The 19,746-nt window shown below is 43.6% G+C and carries 19 protein-coding genes; 11 read left to right on the top strand and 8 right to left on the bottom strand.

Annotated features, from left to right (window positions below; all coding sequences use genetic code 11):
• Positions 1 to 7: 7 nt before the first annotated feature.
• From FTU95_RS06340 to FTU95_RS06300, 9 genes are all read left to right on the top strand, one after another.
• The gene (locus FTU95_RS06340) at positions 8 to 1,210 is read left to right on the top strand and encodes a replication initiation factor domain-containing protein (protein ID WP_180077906.1); all 1,203 of its coding nucleotides are present in this window, start codon (positions 8 to 10) and stop codon (positions 1,208 to 1,210) included.
• A 3-nt stretch (positions 1,211 to 1,213) separates the two neighbouring features.
• A complete protein-coding gene (locus tag FTU95_RS06335; protein WP_180077904.1) occupies positions 1,214 to 1,504 on the top strand; it encodes a hypothetical protein in 291 nt (96 codons plus the stop codon).
• 320 nt (positions 1,505 to 1,824) lie between these two features.
• Positions 1,825 to 2,073: a hypothetical protein gene (locus tag FTU95_RS06330; protein ID WP_247166066.1), complete on the top strand. Its 249-nt coding sequence runs from the start codon at positions 1,825 to 1,827 to the stop codon at positions 2,071 to 2,073.
• A 120-nt stretch (positions 2,074 to 2,193) separates the two neighbouring features.
• Positions 2,194 to 3,609, top strand: a complete 1,416-nt coding sequence (locus tag FTU95_RS06325; RefSeq protein ID WP_180077902.1) for a virulence factor TspB C-terminal domain-related protein — start codon at positions 2,194 to 2,196, stop codon at positions 3,607 to 3,609.
• The gene (locus tag FTU95_RS06320) at positions 3,602 to 3,880 is read left to right on the top strand and encodes a DUF2523 family protein (RefSeq protein ID WP_180077900.1); all 279 of its coding nucleotides are present in this window, start codon (positions 3,602 to 3,604) and stop codon (positions 3,878 to 3,880) included. The genes FTU95_RS06325 and FTU95_RS06320 overlap by 8 nt, the downstream gene beginning before the upstream one ends.
• A complete protein-coding gene (locus FTU95_RS06315) occupies positions 3,877 to 5,094 on the top strand; it encodes a zonular occludens toxin domain-containing protein (RefSeq protein ID WP_180077898.1) in 1,218 nt (405 codons plus the stop codon). Before FTU95_RS06320 ends, FTU95_RS06315 begins: the two co-directional genes overlap by 4 nt.
• A 59-nt stretch (positions 5,095 to 5,153) precedes the next feature.
• Positions 5,154 to 5,432, top strand: a complete 279-nt coding sequence (locus tag FTU95_RS06310; RefSeq protein ID WP_180077896.1) for a hypothetical protein — start codon at positions 5,154 to 5,156, stop codon at positions 5,430 to 5,432.
• A 918-nt stretch (positions 5,433 to 6,350) separates the two neighbouring features.
• On the top strand, positions 6,351 to 7,220 hold the full coding sequence (locus FTU95_RS06305; RefSeq protein ID WP_074382801.1) for an SDR family oxidoreductase: 870 nt from the start codon (positions 6,351 to 6,353) through the stop codon (positions 7,218 to 7,220).
• A gap of 184 nt (positions 7,221 to 7,404) precedes the next feature.
• The gene (locus FTU95_RS06300; protein WP_180077894.1) at positions 7,405 to 7,575 is read left to right on the top strand and encodes a hypothetical protein; all 171 of its coding nucleotides are present in this window, start codon (positions 7,405 to 7,407) and stop codon (positions 7,573 to 7,575) included.
• An 82-nt stretch (positions 7,576 to 7,657) separates the two neighbouring features.
• Here the strand turns inward: FTU95_RS06300 and FTU95_RS06295 are convergent, their stop codons facing one another.
• The 6 genes from FTU95_RS06295 to FTU95_RS06270 form a co-directional block, all read right to left on the bottom strand.
• Positions 7,658 to 8,719, bottom strand: coding sequence for an enoyl-CoA hydratase/isomerase family protein (locus tag FTU95_RS06295; RefSeq protein ID WP_180077892.1), 1,062 nt, complete (start codon positions 8,717 to 8,719; stop codon positions 7,658 to 7,660).
• 20 nt (positions 8,720 to 8,739) lie between these two features.
• A complete protein-coding gene (locus FTU95_RS06290) occupies positions 8,740 to 9,513 on the bottom strand; it encodes an enoyl-CoA hydratase (protein WP_005096874.1) in 774 nt (257 codons plus the stop codon).
• A 19-nt stretch (positions 9,514 to 9,532) separates the two neighbouring features.
• Positions 9,533 to 10,660, bottom strand: a complete 1,128-nt coding sequence (locus FTU95_RS06285) for an acyl-CoA dehydrogenase family protein (RefSeq protein ID WP_005096876.1) — start codon at positions 10,658 to 10,660, stop codon at positions 9,533 to 9,535.
• A 59-nt stretch (positions 10,661 to 10,719) separates the two neighbouring features.
• Positions 10,720 to 12,369, bottom strand: coding sequence for an AMP-binding protein (locus FTU95_RS06280; protein WP_180077890.1), 1,650 nt, complete (start codon positions 12,367 to 12,369; stop codon positions 10,720 to 10,722).
• Positions 12,370 to 12,455: 86 nt separating this feature from the next.
• Complete coding sequence (mmsB, locus tag FTU95_RS06275; protein ID WP_180077888.1) at positions 12,456 to 13,346, bottom strand: 3-hydroxyisobutyrate dehydrogenase; 891 nt, start codon at positions 13,344 to 13,346, stop codon at positions 12,456 to 12,458.
• An 11-nt stretch (positions 13,347 to 13,357) separates the two neighbouring features.
• The gene (locus FTU95_RS06270) at positions 13,358 to 14,887 is read right to left on the bottom strand and encodes a CoA-acylating methylmalonate-semialdehyde dehydrogenase (RefSeq protein ID WP_180077886.1); all 1,530 of its coding nucleotides are present in this window, start codon (positions 14,885 to 14,887) and stop codon (positions 13,358 to 13,360) included.
• A gap of 177 nt (positions 14,888 to 15,064) precedes the next feature.
• Between FTU95_RS06270 and FTU95_RS06265 the strand changes: the two genes are divergently transcribed.
• Both FTU95_RS06265 and FTU95_RS06260 read left to right on the top strand, forming a co-directional pair.
• The gene (locus tag FTU95_RS06265; RefSeq protein WP_180077884.1) at positions 15,065 to 15,949 is read left to right on the top strand and encodes a LysR family transcriptional regulator; all 885 of its coding nucleotides are present in this window, start codon (positions 15,065 to 15,067) and stop codon (positions 15,947 to 15,949) included.
• A 168-nt stretch (positions 15,950 to 16,117) separates the two neighbouring features.
• Positions 16,118 to 16,795 carry a type 1 glutamine amidotransferase domain-containing protein gene (locus FTU95_RS06260; protein WP_100357177.1) on the top strand — a complete coding sequence of 226 codons (678 nt, stop codon included), beginning with the start codon at positions 16,118 to 16,120 and terminating at the stop codon, positions 16,793 to 16,795.
• An 86-nt stretch (positions 16,796 to 16,881) separates the two neighbouring features.
• On the opposite strand, the gene aliA is transcribed toward FTU95_RS06260, so the two are convergent.
• Together aliA and aliB are read right to left on the bottom strand one after the other, a co-directional pair.
• Positions 16,882 to 18,537, bottom strand: a complete 1,656-nt coding sequence (gene aliA / locus FTU95_RS06255) for a cyclohexanecarboxylate-CoA ligase (RefSeq protein WP_005170977.1) — start codon at positions 18,535 to 18,537, stop codon at positions 16,882 to 16,884.
• A gap of 51 nt (positions 18,538 to 18,588) precedes the next feature.
• Entirely contained in the window at positions 18,589 to 19,746 is a 1,158-nt protein-coding gene (gene aliB / locus FTU95_RS06250; protein ID WP_180077882.1) for a cyclohexanecarboxyl-CoA dehydrogenase, read from the bottom strand.

The raw sequence follows: 19,746 nt of genomic DNA, 5'->3' as shown, positions 1-19,746 counted from the left end.
TTGAAGAATGAAAAAGAATAATCCTGTCTGGTCTCTTAATGAATCATTCTTCGGTGAGACTTTCGAAAAGTCTAAAACACCGGAATTACAGTGGGGGTTGGCGTTAAATACCCCCATTAATAAGATGGGGGTAACGGTATCGAATCCATGCACTCCACCTACGGATTTAGATTTGCCGTTCCCATCTGAGTTCCCAACGCTTTATACACATTTAGTTAAAACAACTGCTGGCGTTAAAGAAGTCCCAACACGTTTACCTGCTGAAAATGAAATTGCCATTGTCGACTGGGTCAACTTCACAATCGGTATTGAAACATTAGGTTCTGCATTCTTCGAACCTGTAACCGATGAAAATATCGATTCAGTATGTCGTGCTGCAATTACTCAACTAGATGAACATTTAGAATATATCTTCGGTTTTTCAACAACTTCTAAAAACCAGTCTGGTCGTAACTTTTACAAGCAATCTTATGTCCTTGGTCGTGATATGGGGCAAGTTTGTATTGGCGGTCAACGTAATACCATCCTTGTGATGCTTTCAGGTAAAGGCTGTTCATTTGCCAATGAAGGGTGGGAGAGACGTTTATATACATTCCTTACTAACATTGCCAAACGTCCCAAGCTGACACGTATTGACCTTGCACATGACGATTTTGACGGTTCTCATATCTCTGTAGATTGGGCTGAACAACAAGATACCAATTCAGAAAAAGGCACTGGTTTCCAGAATGGAGCTAGAAAGCCAAATGTAGAACATAAAGGTAATTGGAAACGTCCGAATGGCCGTGGCCGAACACTAAATATTGGCAGTCGTGAATCTGGTATGTATGTCCGCGTCTATGAAAAAGGCCGTGCAGAAGGTGATCCAGAAGATAACTGGCAACGTGCAGAAGTAGAGTTTAAGGCTTCTGACCGCATTTTGCCTTTCGATATGCTTCTTGCTCCGTCTGAGTATTTCATGGGGTCATATCCATGTTTTGCCGAACTAAAAAACACGATTCAACCTGCAAAAATTGAAGCACTTAAAAAGAATGCTTCGATCACTGCTAAAGCTGCACTGGAGACAATCAAGCACCAGTACGGCAAATACTTCAATTTCTTTAAACAAGTATTTACTGCTGACGAATTAATAAATCTAGTTTGTCACTCCGATAATTTGGCATATCCAAAACGCTTGGATCATGTCGCTCTTACTGCAATGAGGATGTAAAAAATGTCTACAAAAACAGAAGTTACTTTAGTGGGTGCTAAATCTGTCGACTGGAAATCAGAAGACGGTCGTCATTATGACTATGTAAATCTTTATGGAATTATTCCTTTGGATGTTTCTCAAGGGAATGCGGTTGGTCAGGGTGTAGTTGAATTTAAGTGGCAGGATTCACGAAATATTGTTCAGTTACAAGGTCGCCAGTTCCCATTTAAGGCTGTTCTTGAGCTTGACATGGTTTCAACTGGTAAAGCTATGAAGCAAGTTTTAACCAATGTCATTTTGCCGCCTAAGTAATGAAAATTAAATCAGTGCATCAGATGGATATTGTTGAGTGCCCGATCTGCTACACGATTATTTTTAAAGGGACACTCTTTCAGCATGTTTCTATATGCACTGGTTAAGGAATTTTAAGAAATGGCTTATGTCTGCGAATCAATTGAATTAGTAAATAGTGTGCAGACATGTGTCACTTGGATTTTGCAAAAAGAACCTGAGTTCAATTTGCTGAATCTATCAGTCGCCCAAGCAAATCTACTGCTATCACAAGTGGCAGTTTGTTTTGCAACGGTATTTTTGTGGAACGTCATTAATGACGCATTTAAAGGTAGATAAGTATGGAAAATACTAACAACGGAATGCCAGCTCCTAAAACTGGTTTAGTACAAAAAGCGATTGTAGCTGCTGCTGTAGCTGCTGCTCCGGTTCTTTCATTTGCAGCCGAGGGTGATGTTGACGTATCAGCTGGTGTAACTGTTCTTGCTGGTGCTGTCGGGGTTATTGCTTTAGTCGGTGCGGCCAAAATTGTACCTAACGCAACAATTCAGGTTTGGGGTTATGTGAAACAAGCCTTTAACCGTACCTAATCGGTTTTGAACTAGGGGGGGGTTCCTCCCTTTTTCTTTTTGGGGATTTGATATGTCATTTGGTTTCTTTTACTTAATTTTAATGTCCGTCATTTTTTACTTGTTATTAAGGAAATAAGAATGAAAAAAATAATCGCTTTTTTATTATCCGTAATAATTGCATATACGCCGACTTTGATTTTTGCTGCTGATAAAGACGACATTGATTTTCAAAATCGCTATCAAACTGGTAATTGGAAACATGACAAGGTCACACCCTACAGCACTGCCGGATCTACGCAACCTGACTATTATAACTCATCAAAATACAACGTCAGTTCATCTCGTGATGTCACCAGTAACGGTTCTAAATACAAGCAAACTGTTAATGTTGCTGTAGAGGTTTCTAAAGCTGAAAAAGCTGCAACTATTGCTAATCGTGCAAAAAACATGGCTGAGTATGCTAAAAAACTTGGTAAAGCTTCATTGCCTGCTTTTGTTGGTTCTGCTGCTCTAACGGGTCTTATTGAGGGTATTGGCTGGGTTATGGGGGAGGGTGGTCAGATTACTAAAGCGCCTGATTCTTTGGACGATTCACATTTAAAAAATTCCTCACAATATATTTGGTATTATGTTTTTGGTGGAAAACGCTATAGCGGTTATTCAAAAGAATCTGCGTGTTTAAAGGCCGATTTAGTTCCATTTGGGAATAGTTGTAAAACTCAATCTGGTTCTATGACGATTTCAATGAATTACATGCCTAATCCAGATTATATTTCTGGTTCTTTACCTTCTGAACCTTCGCCAATTCCAGTTTCTAATGCTGAACTTGAAACATCTTTAAAAAACGCACTTGAATCAAATAACCCTGCTTTAGCTGCTGCTATTGCTCAAGCTGTTAAGGACGCTTTCTCAGAATCTGATTTAGATAAAAATCCAAATACAGGTACAAAAGATAATCCTATTGCAGATAAAACCAAAAAGGCTTTAGACGAAAAAGGCGCTGCTGAATTAAAAGAAGATGCTGACCCAACAGTATGTGTTCCAAATGTCGGTGATTTACAGTCTGGTTGTACTAGTATGCCTAAATCTGAAGCTGATGCTTTACCTGCTTTAAAGTGTGTTCGTGGTGTTGCTTCGGATGTTGAGTGTACTTATGTTGTTGACCCTGATGCACCCACTAAGCCCGGTACTATTGAAAAACCTTCTGTTAATCCCGAAACGGGTGAATTGCCTGAAGCTTGTGTTTGGTTCGATGTGCATTGTAAATGGCTTGAATGGACTAAAGAGGAACTTGATCAAGACAATACTGAAACAGAAGTACAAGAAAAAGAACGCGATTTTGATTTTGATGTATTTAAAAAAGACCGCTTTACAGTCTCGCGTCAATGTCCAGCTCCGATTGAACACACCATTGAGCTTTCAGGTGTTTCTGCAAGTTTCAGCTTTGATCTAAAACCGCTTTGTGATGTTTTGGAAATGGCTCGTCCTGCATTGGTTGCCTGTTCCTATTTGTATGCTGCTTATATCGTTATAGGTGCTGCACGAAATGGGTAATTTATTAAAAAGATTATTAGATAGTTTTGCTGATGGCTTTTTAAATCGTCTTTTAAAAGGTGCTGGTATCAGTTTGCTCTCTGGTACTTTAATTTTAACTGTGATCAATCATTTAATTGCTAAGTTCCTTTCTGATTTCTTTGTTGTTGGTGATCTGGCTGCTTTGGTTGGTGTTGGTGGTTTGGACCAATGCATTTCAATCGTGATTTCAGCAGTGATTGCTCGCGCAACAATATCAAGTTCCTCTATGTCTTGGGGTAAAACAACATGATTACTTTAATTTCAGCTACTCCAGGTTCTGGTAAAACGCTTTGGGCTGTTAAGGAAATTTTTGCACGTGTTAATGAAGCTGAACCTTGGAATATATTTTCTAATATTGATGGTTTAAAACTCGATACTGCTCAACCATTAAAAGATTCATTTGAAGATTATCCTCCGCGTTCACTTGTTGTCATAGATGAGGCCCAAAGGATTAAGCATTTTAATAAAAACTATAAACATCCTGTTAAAAATGAAATGCATCCTGAAGTTCAGTTCTTAGAAACACATCGTCATGCGGATCACCTTGATATTATCTATATTACTCAAGCGCCTAGACGCCTTCATGCCGATGTTTTAGATATGGTTGGCATGCATTATCACTTGCATCGTCCGATGGGCATGAAAATGGCAACTTGGTGGCTCTGGAGACATCATCAATTAAATCCTAATACAAAATCAGTTAAAGCTGATGCAGAAGACACAGGGACTTTTACATATCCAAAACACCTTTTTGATATGTATAAGTCATCTGATGGCGGTGATGATTCACACAGTAAAATCAAAATTCCGATGAAAATTTTGAATGCAGTTTGGATGCTTTGCCTTGTCTTGGGTGTCACTGCATATCTTTATATGTCATCACGTCCTGCTGACAAAGAGGAAACTGTAAATAATGAATCTAAACAGACTATTGAAAAGACTATTCCTGACACTGCTAGTGGCTCAAATTCGCAGACTGCTGCGCAGGCTGATGAATCCCTAGACGTATTTTGTAGAAAAGGCATTAATGTAGAAAAACCTGAATGCGTAAATTGGTTTAATAATCTATCTGTGAACAATGCAACGGTTACACCGCAACAAGTTTCTTATGATCCGAATAAACCTTATGATTTTCAATATATTCCAAAAGCTGAACCCTTAGATTTTCCAAGAATGTCCGGAGTGATTAGCCTCTCCAGTGGGAAATTAATGGCGGTTGATCAACAAGGTAACTATATGCCTAATATCACCCAAGATGACTGCAAACAGTGGCTTGCAGGATTTCGACCTTTTGATTATTACCGCAAAGAACAGCCAAAACCTGAACCTAAGCCAATTGAAACTGAAGAATCTAAAATGTCTGCCAAGATACAACAGCTTCAACTTGAAGCATTACAGCATCAACAGAGGGAGCGGAGTGCTCCCGAATCGCAGTCTATGAATCTTGAAACTTCTTCTCTCTGATTACAAGCTCCCTTATACTTCTAAGACTTAGAATCAGAGAATCCCGAAGGGTTCGAACTATGCATACTGAATACATTGAAAATCAATTAAATATTATTCGTTTTTCACCTGATCGCGCTTTTGATATTGCAAAGTTTCATGGTGCTTTAGATTATTTGTTTTATAAGGGTGATATTAATTTAGATGAGCACCAGTTCTTTTTAACTCGTGCTGTTTGCTTTCTGCATAATCCTGAAAAATATCCAGTTCAACAGCCAAAAAATGGACGATGCGGAGGCGGACGACGTATGGAGGACAACGACGCAGAGGACAAAAGCGCAGCTTTTAAAGATAAATAGGCATAAATAAGATGCCGGTAAAGATCGCCACTGGAGAGAACAATGGATTTTACTAAAGATGAATTAGAAGATATTTATTTAACTTATCTTTCTCATGGTGTTTTAGATAATTCTGTTATTCATAAAATTGAAACTTGTTATGTGTTTTGTCCGATCTGCAATAGATTGGTAGAGCTTCATGAATCTGAATATCATTTTGAAAGTCACAATGACTGATTTCGTATAATGTATATTATGTTAAATTGAGTACATGATACTTTAAGTTCATCTATCTTCTACTGTTCATAAAAGTTAATTTTGAAATTTTCAGCTTCATTACTTTTTAATGTCAACAGCTCATTTCTTTATAGAGATATGCCTCAAAATCTTAATGAGGTAAATCTCATATTTCCTTTTTTTCAAATGAAATTTCTCATACGCTATTACGTTAGCTATTACATTTAGTGTGATCATGTTAGTTTGGCTGCTTCAACACCTTCATGTAATTTTACTGGTGTATCTTCTTGCTAATATATTTATTGACCCTGCCAAACTTGGTAAAGGCCTATCCTTATCTAAAGCATTTTTCTGCTATTTATTAATCAGATAAATTTTAATGAATATAATAATTACTAATTTATTCAATAATTTCAGATGTTTGATTAAATATAAAGCTATATCCTAAAAGGACATAAAAGCTATGATAGAAATGGTTGCTCAAAATGTGAGAGATAGAATGCTGTAAACCATAGGCGGTATTCTGTTCTATTAAGATTTAGACAATGGCGGTATCTAGTTTTACTTAAAATCATGTCAATCACAGCTCTATGAATAATTGATAAATCTCGAATGCATTCTGTTATTAAATGTTGAGACCGAATGCATAAAGCTAGAAAGCCTCTAAGATATTTCTAAACTTTGTACAGAAAAAGGGAAAACATGAATAACTATCCTGAAACCCCTGCTTCAACTGAAACTCAAGATCATCAACCTGGTGTGCAAACCAAAATGGATCCTGCACCGGAAGTCATCAAACCGAATTATAAAGGTAGCGATAAACTTAAAAGTAAAATCGCCCTGATCACAGGTGGCGATAGCGGTATAGGTCGGTCAGTCTCGGTCTTGTTTGCCCGTGAAGGTGCTGATATTGTGATTTGTTATCTGGATGAAGATCAGGATGCTCAAGATACCAGAAAGATGGTAGAGGATGCAGGACGGCGTTGTTTACTGATCAAGTGTGATTTACAAGATCAAGATGAAATCAAGAAAATGGTTGAGCAGACGCTTCAGGAATTTAAAACCATTAATATTCTGGTCAATAATGCCGGGGTTCAATATCCGCAAAAAAGTATTAGCGATATTTCTCCTGAGCAACTTTTTAAGACCTTTAATGTGAATATTCTGTCGATGTTTCACTTGACTCAGGCTGTGATTCCGCACATGCAAGAAGGTGACAGCATTATTAATACCACCAGTATTACCAGTTATCATGGACATGATGAACTGATTGATTACTCAAGTACCAAAGGTGCCATCACCACATTTACCCGCAGTCTTTCCACCAGTTTGTTAAAAAATAAAACCGGGATCCGGGTCAACGGCGTAGCACCCGGCCCCATCTGGACTCCCCTCATTCCAAGCAGTTTTGATGAAGAACAGCTCAAAGAGTTCGGTAAACAGACACCCATGGGTCGGATGGGCCAGCCTAGTGAAGTCGCACCAGCGTATTTATTTCTAGCGAGTGAAGAAGCCAGTTATATTTCCGGTCAAGTCATTCATGTTAATGGAGGCAGTATCATTAACGGTTAATTAGAATTTGAAGATAACAGTCAGTGAGAACCGTTATCTTCATTCATTTATTCTTCAGGTTTTCTATCACTTAAAAGATGCTGGTTTTATAAAATAATTTCAACAAATACATGACAGATATTTACCGCCATAGAAACAGGTCATTGTTATAGTAATTTCAGCCAACCTTGATGAGGACAGCAATATGCCTAGAGGTGACAAATCAGCTTATACCGATAAGCAGAAACGGCAGGCCAAACATATTGAAGAAAGCGAAAAAGCGCGTGGGCATTCTGAAGAAGAAGCCGAACGTATCGCTTGGTCGACGGTCAATAAACAAGACGGTGGCGGCAAGAAAAAGAAAACGTCCCCCTAAATAGAATTCATGTCGATGAAAGTATGGGACAGATACAAAGACCCTCTATAATTAAATTATAGAGGGTCTTTTACCATCAGCTTTAAGTAATATTTTCGATACGCTGCTGAGTCCATGCTGGCCAGAGCTTTTCCAGTGTTTGTTCAAATTTTGCATTTTCGGTTCGCCATTGTGGATTTTTGTCCTTATCAATAATCAGCGCACGAACCCCTTCAATAAAATCGCCCTGCTCTAACCAGACATCCTGCAAGTCCCGTTCTAGCTGCATACATTTTTCCAGCGACAAATTCTGTCCGGCTTGCTGTAACTTCAGGCTGGTCTGTTTTGCCATCACCGGACGCTGCTGCAAAATGGTCAGCATTTTATTGGCCCATTCCTGATTAGTTGCACTACTTGCATGAGCAAGGCTCTGTTCAATCTCCTCCAGGTGTTGATAGCCAAAATGCTGATTAATCAGATCTGCACGTTTTTGCAGCTCGCTTTCTACCGGATGCGTAATATAGGAACTAATGATCTTTTGAATCTCAATCGGGTTTAATACCGGTGCTGCAATCAATGCTGCTTCTAATTCAGCAAAACGCTCACTCGGCACATGATAATCCACCAGATCCAGATACAGCGCATCACTGCTACTGATTTGCTCACCAGTCAATGCCATATAGACACCGACTTCATCCAGTCGGGACAGAAAATGGGTAGCACCGACATCGGGGAAAAAACCAATCGCAGTTTCTGGCATGGCAAAACGTGATTTTTCACTCGTAACTTTGATATGACAGGCTTGAGCCAATCCAAAGCCTCCGCCCAGTACATAGCCATCCATCATCACGATCACGGCCTTTGGAAAATTACGCAAGGTGCTCAGCATCTTATATTCAGTGGCAAAAAAATCCTGATATTGGGTATTGCCGGCCTGATAGCTGTCATACAGATAACGGATGTCTCCTCCGGCACAGAATGCCTTGGGACTGTTAGAATTGATCAGAATCGCTTGCACCGCTGGATCATGGCGCCACTGATCTAGTTGTGACTGAATCCCTTGAATCATCCGCAGGGTTAAGGCATTTAAATGACTGGTGCGGTCCAGGCTGATAATGCCTAAACGTCCTTGTACCCGAATCGCTAAATTATTTTCATCACTCATTTTATTTTCCTATTTTTGTTTTATTGATGGGTGAATTTGGCTGGGCGTTTTTCGACAAAAGCCTGCATGCCTTCCTTTTGATCAGCACCGGCAAAAATGGAATGGAATATCCGTCGTTCAAAGCGTAGACCTTCGGCCAGACTGACTTCAAAAGCCCGATTAATTGATTCTTTAATCATCATCACGGCCGTAAGCGACTTTTCAGCAATTTTTTCGGCAGCTTGCAGAGTTTGTTCTAGTAACTCTTCTTTGGCAAAGACACGTGCCACTAACCCACTTTGCTCGGCTTCTTGCGCGCCCATGTGACGTGCAGTCAGACACATTTCCATGGCTTTGGCTTTACCAATCGCCAAGGTTAAACGTTGCGTTCCGCCAATGCCGGGCAATACCCCTAAAGTGACTTCAGGCAAACCAAATTTTGCATTATCAGCGCAGTAAATAAAATCGCACATTAAGGCCAATTCACAACCACCGCCCAAGGCATAGCCACTCACCGCAGCAATTAAGGGCTTACGGCGCTGGGCAATCCGGTCGGCCAGACTGAAAAAATCATCCAGATAAATTTGCGGAAAGTTTAAATCTGCCATTTCTTTGATATCTGCACCTGCAGCAAAGGCTTTTTCCGAACCAGTGATGACAATACAGCCAATCTGCGGGTCTTTTTCCAGCTGATCCAGCGCCTGATTCACTTCAACGATCAATTGATTATTCAAGGCATTTAAGGCTTGTGGACGATTTAAAGTAATCAGCCCGACCCCGTTACGCTGTTCGAGTAAAATAGTTTGCCATTGCATGATAAAAATCCCTTTAAAATTATAAACTACGTGCAATTACCAGACGCTGAATATCGCTGGTGCCTTCATAAATCTGACAAATACGCGCATCGCGATAAATGCGTTCAATCGGAAAGTCTTTCAGATAACCGTAACCGCCAAAAATCTGCAGCGCTTTGGAACAGACACGTTCTGCCATTTCCGAAGCAAAGAGTTTGGCCATAGAAGCTTCGGTTAAACAGCTTTCACCTGCTTCCTTTTTACGTGCAGCAAAATGGACCAGTTGTCGCGCCGCTTCAATTTCGGTGGCCATGCTGGCCAGCCTGAACGAAATCGCCTGCTGTTCAAAAATCGGTTTGCCAAAGGCCACGCGATCATGTGCATAAACAGTCGCTTCTTCCAATGCAGCGCGGGCCAGACCCACTGCTTGTGCGGCAATGCCGATCCGTCCACCTTCCAGATTGGCCAAGGCAATTTTTAAGCCTTCACCTTCTGCACCGAGTCTTAAACTTTCATGAACGCGGACATCGGTTAAAGCAATCTGACAGGTATCCGAAGCATGCAGACCGAGTTTTTCTTCGACCCGAATCACTTCATAACCGGGCGTGTCGCGCGGCACTAAAAATGCACTCATGCCTTTTTTTCCCGCAGTTGGATCGGTCACGGCAAAGACAATAATCATCCCGGCATTATGACCCGAGGTAATAAACTGTTTGGCGCCATTGATAATGTAGTGATCGCCATCCTTGACCGCCCGGGTTTTAATCGCTGCAGCATCCGATCCGGTATGCGGTTCGGTCAGGGCGAAGGCACCAATCATTTGCCCTTGAGCCAAAGGTTTTAGAAACTGCTGCTTTTGCTGTTCCGTTCCAAACTTGAGAATCGGCACACAACCCACCGAGTTGTGTACGCTCATGATGGCGGACGTTGCACCATCTGCCGCTGCCACTTCTTCGAGGGCCAGTACATAAGCCAGCGTGCCTGTACCTGAACCGCCCCACTCTTCTGGAATCAGCATGCCTAAAAAACCTAGCTCACCCATTTGAGACAAGGTCTGTTTAGGAAATATGCCTTTTTGATCCCACTCGCCGGCAAAAGGTTTAATCTGTTCCTGAGCGAAGCTTTTGGCCATATCCTGAATCAGTTGTTGCTCTTCCGTAAATTGCATGGATGCTTCCTTCAATCTCTTTATTTAAAATTTTTATTCAATCTGCTGGCTTTGGCTAGTTATGCGGTCTTTACCTGCTGCTTGTTGATTTCCTGATTACGCAGTAAGAAACGCTGAATCTTGCCACTCGGGGTTTTTGGCAATTCTGTGACGAATTCAATCAGGCGCGGATAGGCATGCGCAGACAAACGCTTTTTCACAAACTGGCCTAGTTCTTCTGCCAGATGAGATGAAGCTGCAAAGTTATTCGCCAGAATCACAAAGGCTTTAATCACTTCGGTACGTTCAGGATCAGGCACGCCAATGACTGCTGCTTCAATCACGGCATCATGTTCCAGCAAGGCACTTTCCACATCAAATGGCCCCACGCGATAGCCTGAGGTGGTAATGACATCATCACTACGTCCAACAAAGCTCATACTGCCATCAGCATGAATTTCCGCGGTATCACCGGTTAAATAGTAATGTCCAACAAAGGGCGATTTACGGCTTTCTTCATAACCCGAGAACCACATCATGGGTGATTGACTGATATCCACTGCCAGGACGCCCGGAACGTCAGCCGTTAATTCATGACCTTGTTCATCGACGACTGCAATCCGGTAACCCGGGCTGGCAAAGCCTGCCGAACCTGAACGGACCGGATGTTGTAGCGCATGATGATTACACACCACCATCCCGACTTCAGTCTGGCCATAATGGTCATAAATTGGCACATCCAGCACCTCTTTAAACCAGCGGATCACTTCCGGGTTTAAAGGTTCTCCAGCACTGCTGACCACGCGCAACTTGCCCCGTAGCTGTGCCATCTGTTCAGCATCTGCTGCCATCATCATGCGGTAAGCGGTCGGCGCACCGGCCAGATTGGTAATGCCATATTGCTTGACAATGTCGCAGACACTTTCGGCATTGAAACCACCCTCATAAAACAGGGTCGAGTGTCCGAGCAATAACGGGCCGGTAATCCCATAGTACAAACCATAAGCCCAGCCCGGATCAGCAATATTCCAGAAAGCATCTTCAGGAGTTAGACCAATGGCATTTTGCATATAGCTTGCAAAAGCAATCAGTGCTTTTAACGGCACTTTAAGCGGTTTCGCCGGTCCGGTGGTGCCCGAGGTAAACATCAATAAAAATGGATCATCGATACTGAGCATTTCCAGTTCACAACCTTCAGCCTGGCGGTTTAACACCGTCCAAAAACTGAGGTCTTGTGGATAACGCTCTGCCTCGGTTTCGACATGTACGGTGACGATCGTGGGACAAGCACTAAGATTGGATAGTTTCTCCCGATTCGCCAGATCAGTCACTACCAGCTTGCTTTGCGCCAGCTGAATGCGATGTTCAATAGCTTTGGGACCAAAGGCCGTAAATAAAGGTTGATACACTGCACCAATCCGCCAGGTCGCTAAAATGGTAATGATCAGCTCCGGAGTCCGCGGTAATAATCCGGAAACGCGGTCGCCTTTGCCAACGCCTTGAGACTTTAAAAAGTTGGCAAACTGGCTGGAATATTTCTTGAGTTCGCGAAAACTATACTGTTCTTTGCGGCCATCTTTACCGTACCAGTGCAAAGCAATTGCATCGGAGTCAGCATGGCGGTCGCAACATTCATAACAGGCGTTCAGCGCCTGCATCGAACCGGACAGATACTGCTTTGCCACTGCATCTAAATCAAAATTTTCAATCGTTTTTTGATAATCTAACATGTTAAACCTCAGCCTGAATTTATCGTTATTACTGACAAGGTATTGTTGATGAAGCGAATCCTTGCTCCATCTGGATATTTTAAGTTTTAAGCAGGTCGCGTGGTGTATTGATGCATGATGCTGGAAAAATCCAGATGCGCATCCCCTTCCTGACAAAGCTGTTGATAGAGTTTCTGCACCATGCTACCCAGAACCACCGGTTGGTCCACCTGTTGCGCTGCATCGACAGCCAGGCCCAAATCTTTAAGCATCAGCTGTGCTGCAAAACCATCGGTATAACCCCGTGATGACGGTGCATTGGCACAGATATCCGGCCAGGGATTATAGATTTCAGAACTCCAGCAACGTCCGGTGGAACTATTGATTACCCCGGCTAGTGCTTGCGGATCAATTCCCAGTTTGGCCCCAAGTGCCATGCCTTCTGCAACAGCAGTCATGGAAATCCCCAGAATCAGGTTATTACAGATTTTTGCAACCTGTCCTGTTCCTACAGCGCCACAATGCACCAGATTTTTACCCATACAGCTGAGGACCGGTTTTACGGCCTCAAAGGTGGCATCGTCTGCACCCACCATAAAGGTCAAAGTTCCGTCTTTGGCGCCCAAAGTCCCGCCAGAGACTGGCGCATCACAGACGCGAATCTGTTTGGCCTGCGCTGCTGCGGCAACCTCCTGAATGGTTTGCGGGTCAATGGTACTGCTGTCGATACATAAACTGCCCGCTTGAAGCACGTTCAGAATACCGTGCTCACCAAGATAAACTTCACGTACATGCTTGGCTGCAGGCAACATGCTGACCACAATATCTGCCTGTTTTGCGGCAGCTTGTGGACTGTCACAAACGATACCGCCCGCTTCGGCAAAATGCTGTAAAGCGACTTCACTCAAGTCATAACCAAAAACCTGATGCCCTGCCTTGAGCAGGTTCTGCGCCATCGAGCCGCCCATGTTGCCCAAACCAATAAATGCAATCTTCATGCTGATGCTCCTTAACGCAGGCTAATCGTGGTATTGACACCGGTGGTTTCCTGATCATCTTCAAACCATCGGCTGGTAATGGTTTTGGTCTGGGTATAGAACTGCACTGCCTGCTTGCCATAAGGACCTAAATCCCCCAGTTTTGAACCACGCGAACCGGTAAAGCTGAAGAACGGCACAGGTACAGGAATTGGAATGTTAATACCGACCTGACCGATATCAATCTGGTGCTGGAATGTGCGTGCAGTATTGCCATTTTGGGTAAAGAGTCCAACGCCGTTACCGAATGGATTGGCATTAATCAGCTCAATCGCTTGTTCTAAAGTATCAACATGTATGATCGCCAGTACCGGACCGAAGACTTCTTCTTGATAAATGCGCATATCGGTCGTGACCTGATTAAAAATCGTTGGCCCGACAAAATTGCCTTTTTCATAACCCGGAACATTTACATCACGGCCATCCAGCAGCAGTTCAGCGTCCTGTTCAACGCCACTGTTAATTAAGTCTATGACACGGGCTTTGGCACGGGTCGAAATCACTGGCCCAACATCAGTATTCGGTTCATGCCCGGCATTCACCTTTAAGGTTTTGGTTTTAGCCACCAGTTCATCGACCCAGTGCTTGGTGTCCCCGACCATCACGGCCACCGAAAGCGCCATACAACGCTGACCGGCTGCACCAAATGCTGCACCGACCAACGCATTTAAGGTCTGTTCTTTATTGGCATCCGGCATCACCACGACATGGTTTTTCGCGCCCATCATCGACTGTACACGTTTACCGTGCTGGCCTGCCAGGTTATAGACATGCGTACCGACTGCGGTTGAACCAACAAAAGAGATGGCTTTGATGTCACGATGGGTACACAGTAGATCGACCACTTCTTTGCCGCCATGTACTACATTCAGTACGCCTGCCGGCACACCTGCCTCAATCGCCAGTTCAACCAGCATCATGGTTGATAATGGATCTTGTTCTGAAGGCTTTAAGACAAAGGTATTGCCGCAGACAATCGCCATTGGGAACATCCACAGTGGAATCATCGCCGGGAAGTTAAACGGCGTAATTCCCGCACAAACACCGAGTGGTTGCTGCAAGGTATAGGTATCGACACCGCGTGCCACACCTTCAACATATTCACCCATTTGTAGTGAACCAATAGAACAGGCATGCTCCACCACTTCTAAGCCACGCTGAATGTCACCTTCGGCATCGGCCAGGGTTTTACCCTGTTCCGCCGTTAAGACTTGGGCAATACTTTTTAAATTGGTACGAATCAGATCCTGCAGTTTTAGCATAATCCGCATACGGGCCTGAATTGGGGTCTGGCGCCAGCTGGCAAAGGCATTTTGCGCAGCCGCAATCGCAGCATTGACTTCTTCAGCAGTAGCAAATGGCACCTTACCCAAAACTTCCTGAGTGGCAGGATTGATAATATCTTGCCAATGGCTGGTTTTTGATTCGACAAATTCACCATTAATGAGAAGTTTTGCGGTGGTGAATCCGGTACTTTGCTTTGGATGAGAAATGGCGTTCATGGTCGCTCCGTGCTGGTTTGTTATTGTCGTTGTATCTGCCTTTACTGGCTTTTATTTAACGTATAATTTTTACGCTGTTTCAGCAGACTAACAAAGAACACTTTGACCACCAATAGAAATTGGTGCACGATGGTTGTGCAAATATGCACAGGAATTTAACAGGATGTTAAATAAAAAATGAAAGTGGATTGGGATCATTTACGTTTCTTTTTGGTTTTAGCGCGTGCTAAAACGCTCACCAATGCAGCCCGCTTGATTGGTGTTGAACACAGCACCGTAGCGCGGCGAATTCAGGCCTTGGAAAGTACTTTAGGTACGCAACTCTTTAAGCGCGAAGCCACCGGTTATGAACTGACCTCGGAAGGTCTGGCACTGGTACCGCGTGTTGAACAGATGGAACAGTCCTTTATCCAGATTGACAAGCGCCACGACCCTTTGCAAGGCCGGGTGCGGATTGGTGCGCCAGAAGGCTTTGGCACGGCATTTTTAGCCCGTCTTTTGGCAGAATTTTCCCAGCATTATCCTTTGTTGACCATTGACCTGATTCCGGTACCGAAAGCGATCAAACTTTCACATCGAGAAGCCGATATTGTGATCGCGATTGACCGGCCCAAATCTGGCCCCTATATCATTACTCGTTTGTCTAACTACTGCCTGAAACTGTATGGCAGCCAGCATTATTTACAGCAAAATCCGGAAATTAAAAAACTGGAAGACCTCCAGCAGCACCGTTTTGTCGATTATATTGATGATCTCGTCTATAGCACTGCACTGTATTCGCTGGAGCGTCTTCCCTTGCAGGTCAGTGCCTGTTTTCGCAGTAATAGTATTCTGGCGCAGGAAATTGCGGTTCGTGCAGGTGCTGGACTGGCCATTTTGCCGAAATTTCTGGTCAATGATAAAAGTGAACTGAAAGAGGTGCTGGGTCATCAACTCAGTTTTACCCACACTTTCTGGATGCTAACGCTGGTCGACCTGCAACATGAACCGAAAATTAAACTGGTCTGGGATTTTCTGCGTAAACAGGCGGACCTTCAGCAAGACCTGTTAATGGGCAGATAATTGCGCTTAAAAAACTGTTCGCTTCATAAATACAGCCTTAAGTTAATTCAACTCAAACACAAACGTATCGATACAGCAAATGAACGTATCACAACATTCCTGATGCCCGCGACTTGTTAAATTAACAAGCAGCCATTCGCAATATTTAATGAGATACAGGAAAATAATATGAAAATTCTGATCGTTCTGACTTCACATGACACGCTTGGCGATACCGGCAAGAAAACCGGATTTTGGCTGGAAGAGCTGGCTGCACCTTACTATAGCTTTGTTGACGCAGGTGCAGAGCTAATTCTGGCTTCTCCTGCGGGTGGCCAGCCGCCCTTAGACCCAAAAAGTAACGAACCAGATGCACAGACTGAAACCACCAAACGTTTTGAAGCAGATGAAGTGGCCATGCAGCAGCTTGCCAATACACATAAATTAAGTGAAGTCTTAAATCAGGATTTTGATGCTGTGTTCTATCCCGGTGGTCATGGTCCATTATGGGATCTAGCCGAAGACCAGAACTCTATTTCCTTGATTGAGCAGACTTTGCAGGCCAATAAACCTGTGGCATTGGTTTGTCATGCGCCGGGCGTACTTCGTGATGTTAAAGATGCTGAAGGTCGTTCGATTATAGAAGGCAAGACAGTTACTGGCTTTAGTAATAGCGAAGAAGACGGCGTGGGCCTGACCGCTATTGTGCCATTTTTAGTTGAAGACATGCTCAAAGAAAAAGCTGGCCAATATTCCAAAGCTGATGATTGGCAGGCTTATGTCCAAGAAGATGGTCTGCTCATTACCGGACAAAATCCTGCCTCTTCGGCTGCGACAGCTGAAGCTTTATTGAAGTTATTAAAATAACGCGATAAATCAATTTAAGGTTTGGCTTCCCATTTCAATCTATAGCAAAAACTCCTGAATATATTTCAGGAGTTTATCTTTAAAGATCAATTGGCTGAGGCAAGATGACTGGCCAGCAGTTCACGAAGTTTAAACTTCTGGATTTTTCCAGACGGCGTCATTGGAATATCTTCCCAAATCTCCAGGCGTTCTGGAATATATTGCATCGCCAGATTATGGGTTTTTAAAAAGTTGACGATATCATTCAGTTCTAATGGCTGACTTGGATCTTTAAGCTTGATAATCGCACAGGCTCTTTCACCGAGTCGTTCATCGGCATAAGCCACCAGCGCCACGACGGCAATATTCGGGTGTTTATACAGCAGAGATTCAATTTCTGCCACCGGAATATTTTCTCCACCGCGAATAATCACATCTTTTTTGCGCCCCCAAATCCGGATATAGCCTTGCTCATCCTGATAGGCAATATCTCCTGTATCAAACCAGTCATCTGCATCGGTATCATTTAAATGTGCACGTTTTAAATAACCGCCAAAACTTGAACAGGCACGAATCATTAAGCGTCCCGGCTCATTCAGCGGTTTAATCTCGCCTGCTTTATTGACGATTTTGATCTCTACACCGGGCAAAGCAATCCCGTCCGTATTAAAGGAACGTTCATCCTCATCTTCAGGTCGTGTGGTGGTAATTGCGCCGCACTCGGTCATGCCCCAAGCAGAAATCACTTTGACACCTAAGGTTTCCCGTGCTTTTTGTACCAATGAACCTGGAATTGGTGCACCTGCACACAAGAAGGTTTTCAGGCTGCTGACCTGATCCTGCTGCTCCGCAACGGTGGTGGACAGGTCATTCAGGAATGGTGTGGACGCCATGGTAAAACTGACCTGATGCTGGTGAATTAAATCCACTGCCTGTGACACATCCCAGACATCTTGCAACACCACTTTGGCATTCAGTTCAATCGGCATCATCAGGCCATACATAAAGCCGGTTTGATGCGCCATCGGTGAGGCCATGAGTACCACATCATTTTGATTTAAATGTAGCCGTTCTGCATAGGGAACAATATTGGAAAATAAAGTGTTGGCGGTATGCATCACCCCTTTCGGCTCACCGGTAGTGCCTGAGGTAAAAATCAGCTGGGTAATATCATCAGGACGAGCTTCAAGCTGATCTAGGTTTGTAACGGCGGAAGAATCTTGCTCAAGACCATGATTGACCAAAACGCGATCAAAATTATTCTCTTCAAGACCATTGACCACCACCACATGTTGCAAGGTCTCAATTTTAGTCTTTAAGCGATTTGCCAGCTGTTCATGATCAAAATTACGGAAGCTTTTTGGTACGATAAATACTTTGGCTTCACCATGTTTCAGCATGAATTCCAGTTCCCGTTCTCGGAAAATCGGCATCAATGGATTCAGTACGGCGCCGATGCGGCTACAGGCCAGATACAGCAAGGTAAATTCCCACCAGTTCGGCAACTGACACGAGACCACATCATTTTTAGCCACACCCAATTGCTTTAAACCTAAAGCAATTTTATTGGTCATGTTCCAGAGATCCTGATAGCTAAACACTTGCTCCGTTTGATCTTCCACTTTAAAACTGACCAGTGCGGTTTTATCTGGATTCTTGTCGATGGTCTGACGCAGAGAATCAATAATGGTTTTATTTAACCAGTAGCCTTCTTTCAGCATTTTTTCTTTTCTGGAAGCTATAAGAACTGCATCGAATTCCATTCGGTTACTCCTGATTTTAATTATATCGGCCAGGGCTGAGCTCAATATGAGCTAAGCCGGTACCGCTTTGCGTCCTGCTTTTTTACGCGCAATAATGGTTTTCATGATCTGCGCTGTTCCGTCACCAATCTGGAAGCCGAGTACATCACGCATGCGCTGTTCCATCACACCACGGTCATATCCGGCATGACCAAAGGTCAATAAGCATTGATGAATCACGTCATAGGCCAGTTTTGGCCCCCACCATTTACACATTCCAGCTTCGGAACTATGTGGCAGATGATTGTCTTTGAGCCATAAGGTTTGCAGACAGAGTAAACGCGCGGCTTCTACCTGGGTTTCATACTCGGCCAATGGATGCGACACGCCTTGAAATGCTGTTAAGGGCTGACCAAAGGCTTCACGTTGCGCCGCATATTCCCAGGCTTCATCCAGACTGACACGAGCCACGGCCAAAACCTGTAAACCAATCAAGGCACGTGAAAAGTCAAAGCCTTGCATGACCTGCACAAAGCCTTTGTTTTCATCACCGAGACGATGATTGACCAGTACACGAACATTATCAAAGAAGATTGAACCGCGACCAATGGCACGTTGCCCATGACAGTCAAAACGCGTGGTGCTAATGCCCGGTAAATCCATCGGAACTAGAAGTGCTGTCACGCCATGTGCGCCGTCTTCATTGGCACCAGTACGGCCAAATACCACCGATGCATCGGCCTGATCGGCAGCCGAAATCGAGGTTTTTTCGCCGTTAATGATATATTCATCGCCGTCACGTTCAATTTTTAAACGTAGGTTGGCGGCATCTGAACCCCCACGCGGTTCGGTCAATGCAATTGAAAAAATCGCTTCACCCGCAGTGAGTTTTTTCAGCCAGGGCTCTACCACTTCCGGTTGTCCATGTTCAGCCAGAATCTGGCCATTTAGCGAAGCGAGCAGATTGATATAAGAAAAACTTAGATCTGCCTTGGCCACCGCTTCATGAATGACCCCTGCAGCCAGACGTCCCATGCCTTGACCGCCATACTGTTCAGGCAGTTCCGGCGCAATAAAACCCATTTCACCCATTTTCTTGACCAGATCACGATCAAAGATTCGGCTCTGATCACGTTCTAAAAAGCCGGGGGCAATATATTTTTGTGCAAATTTTTCAACGGTTTCTGCTAAAAATTCGAGCTCTTCCGTGATATAAGGATTTTTAGTCAT

Source organism: Acinetobacter sp. YH12208 (genome assembly GCF_013418055.1).
In the GTDB taxonomy this organism is placed as follows: domain Bacteria; phylum Pseudomonadota; class Gammaproteobacteria; order Pseudomonadales; family Moraxellaceae; genus Acinetobacter; species Acinetobacter pseudolwoffii.
The sequence above is the reverse complement of the archived record's forward strand: the minus strand, read 5'-3'. Positions and strand labels throughout refer to the sequence as shown.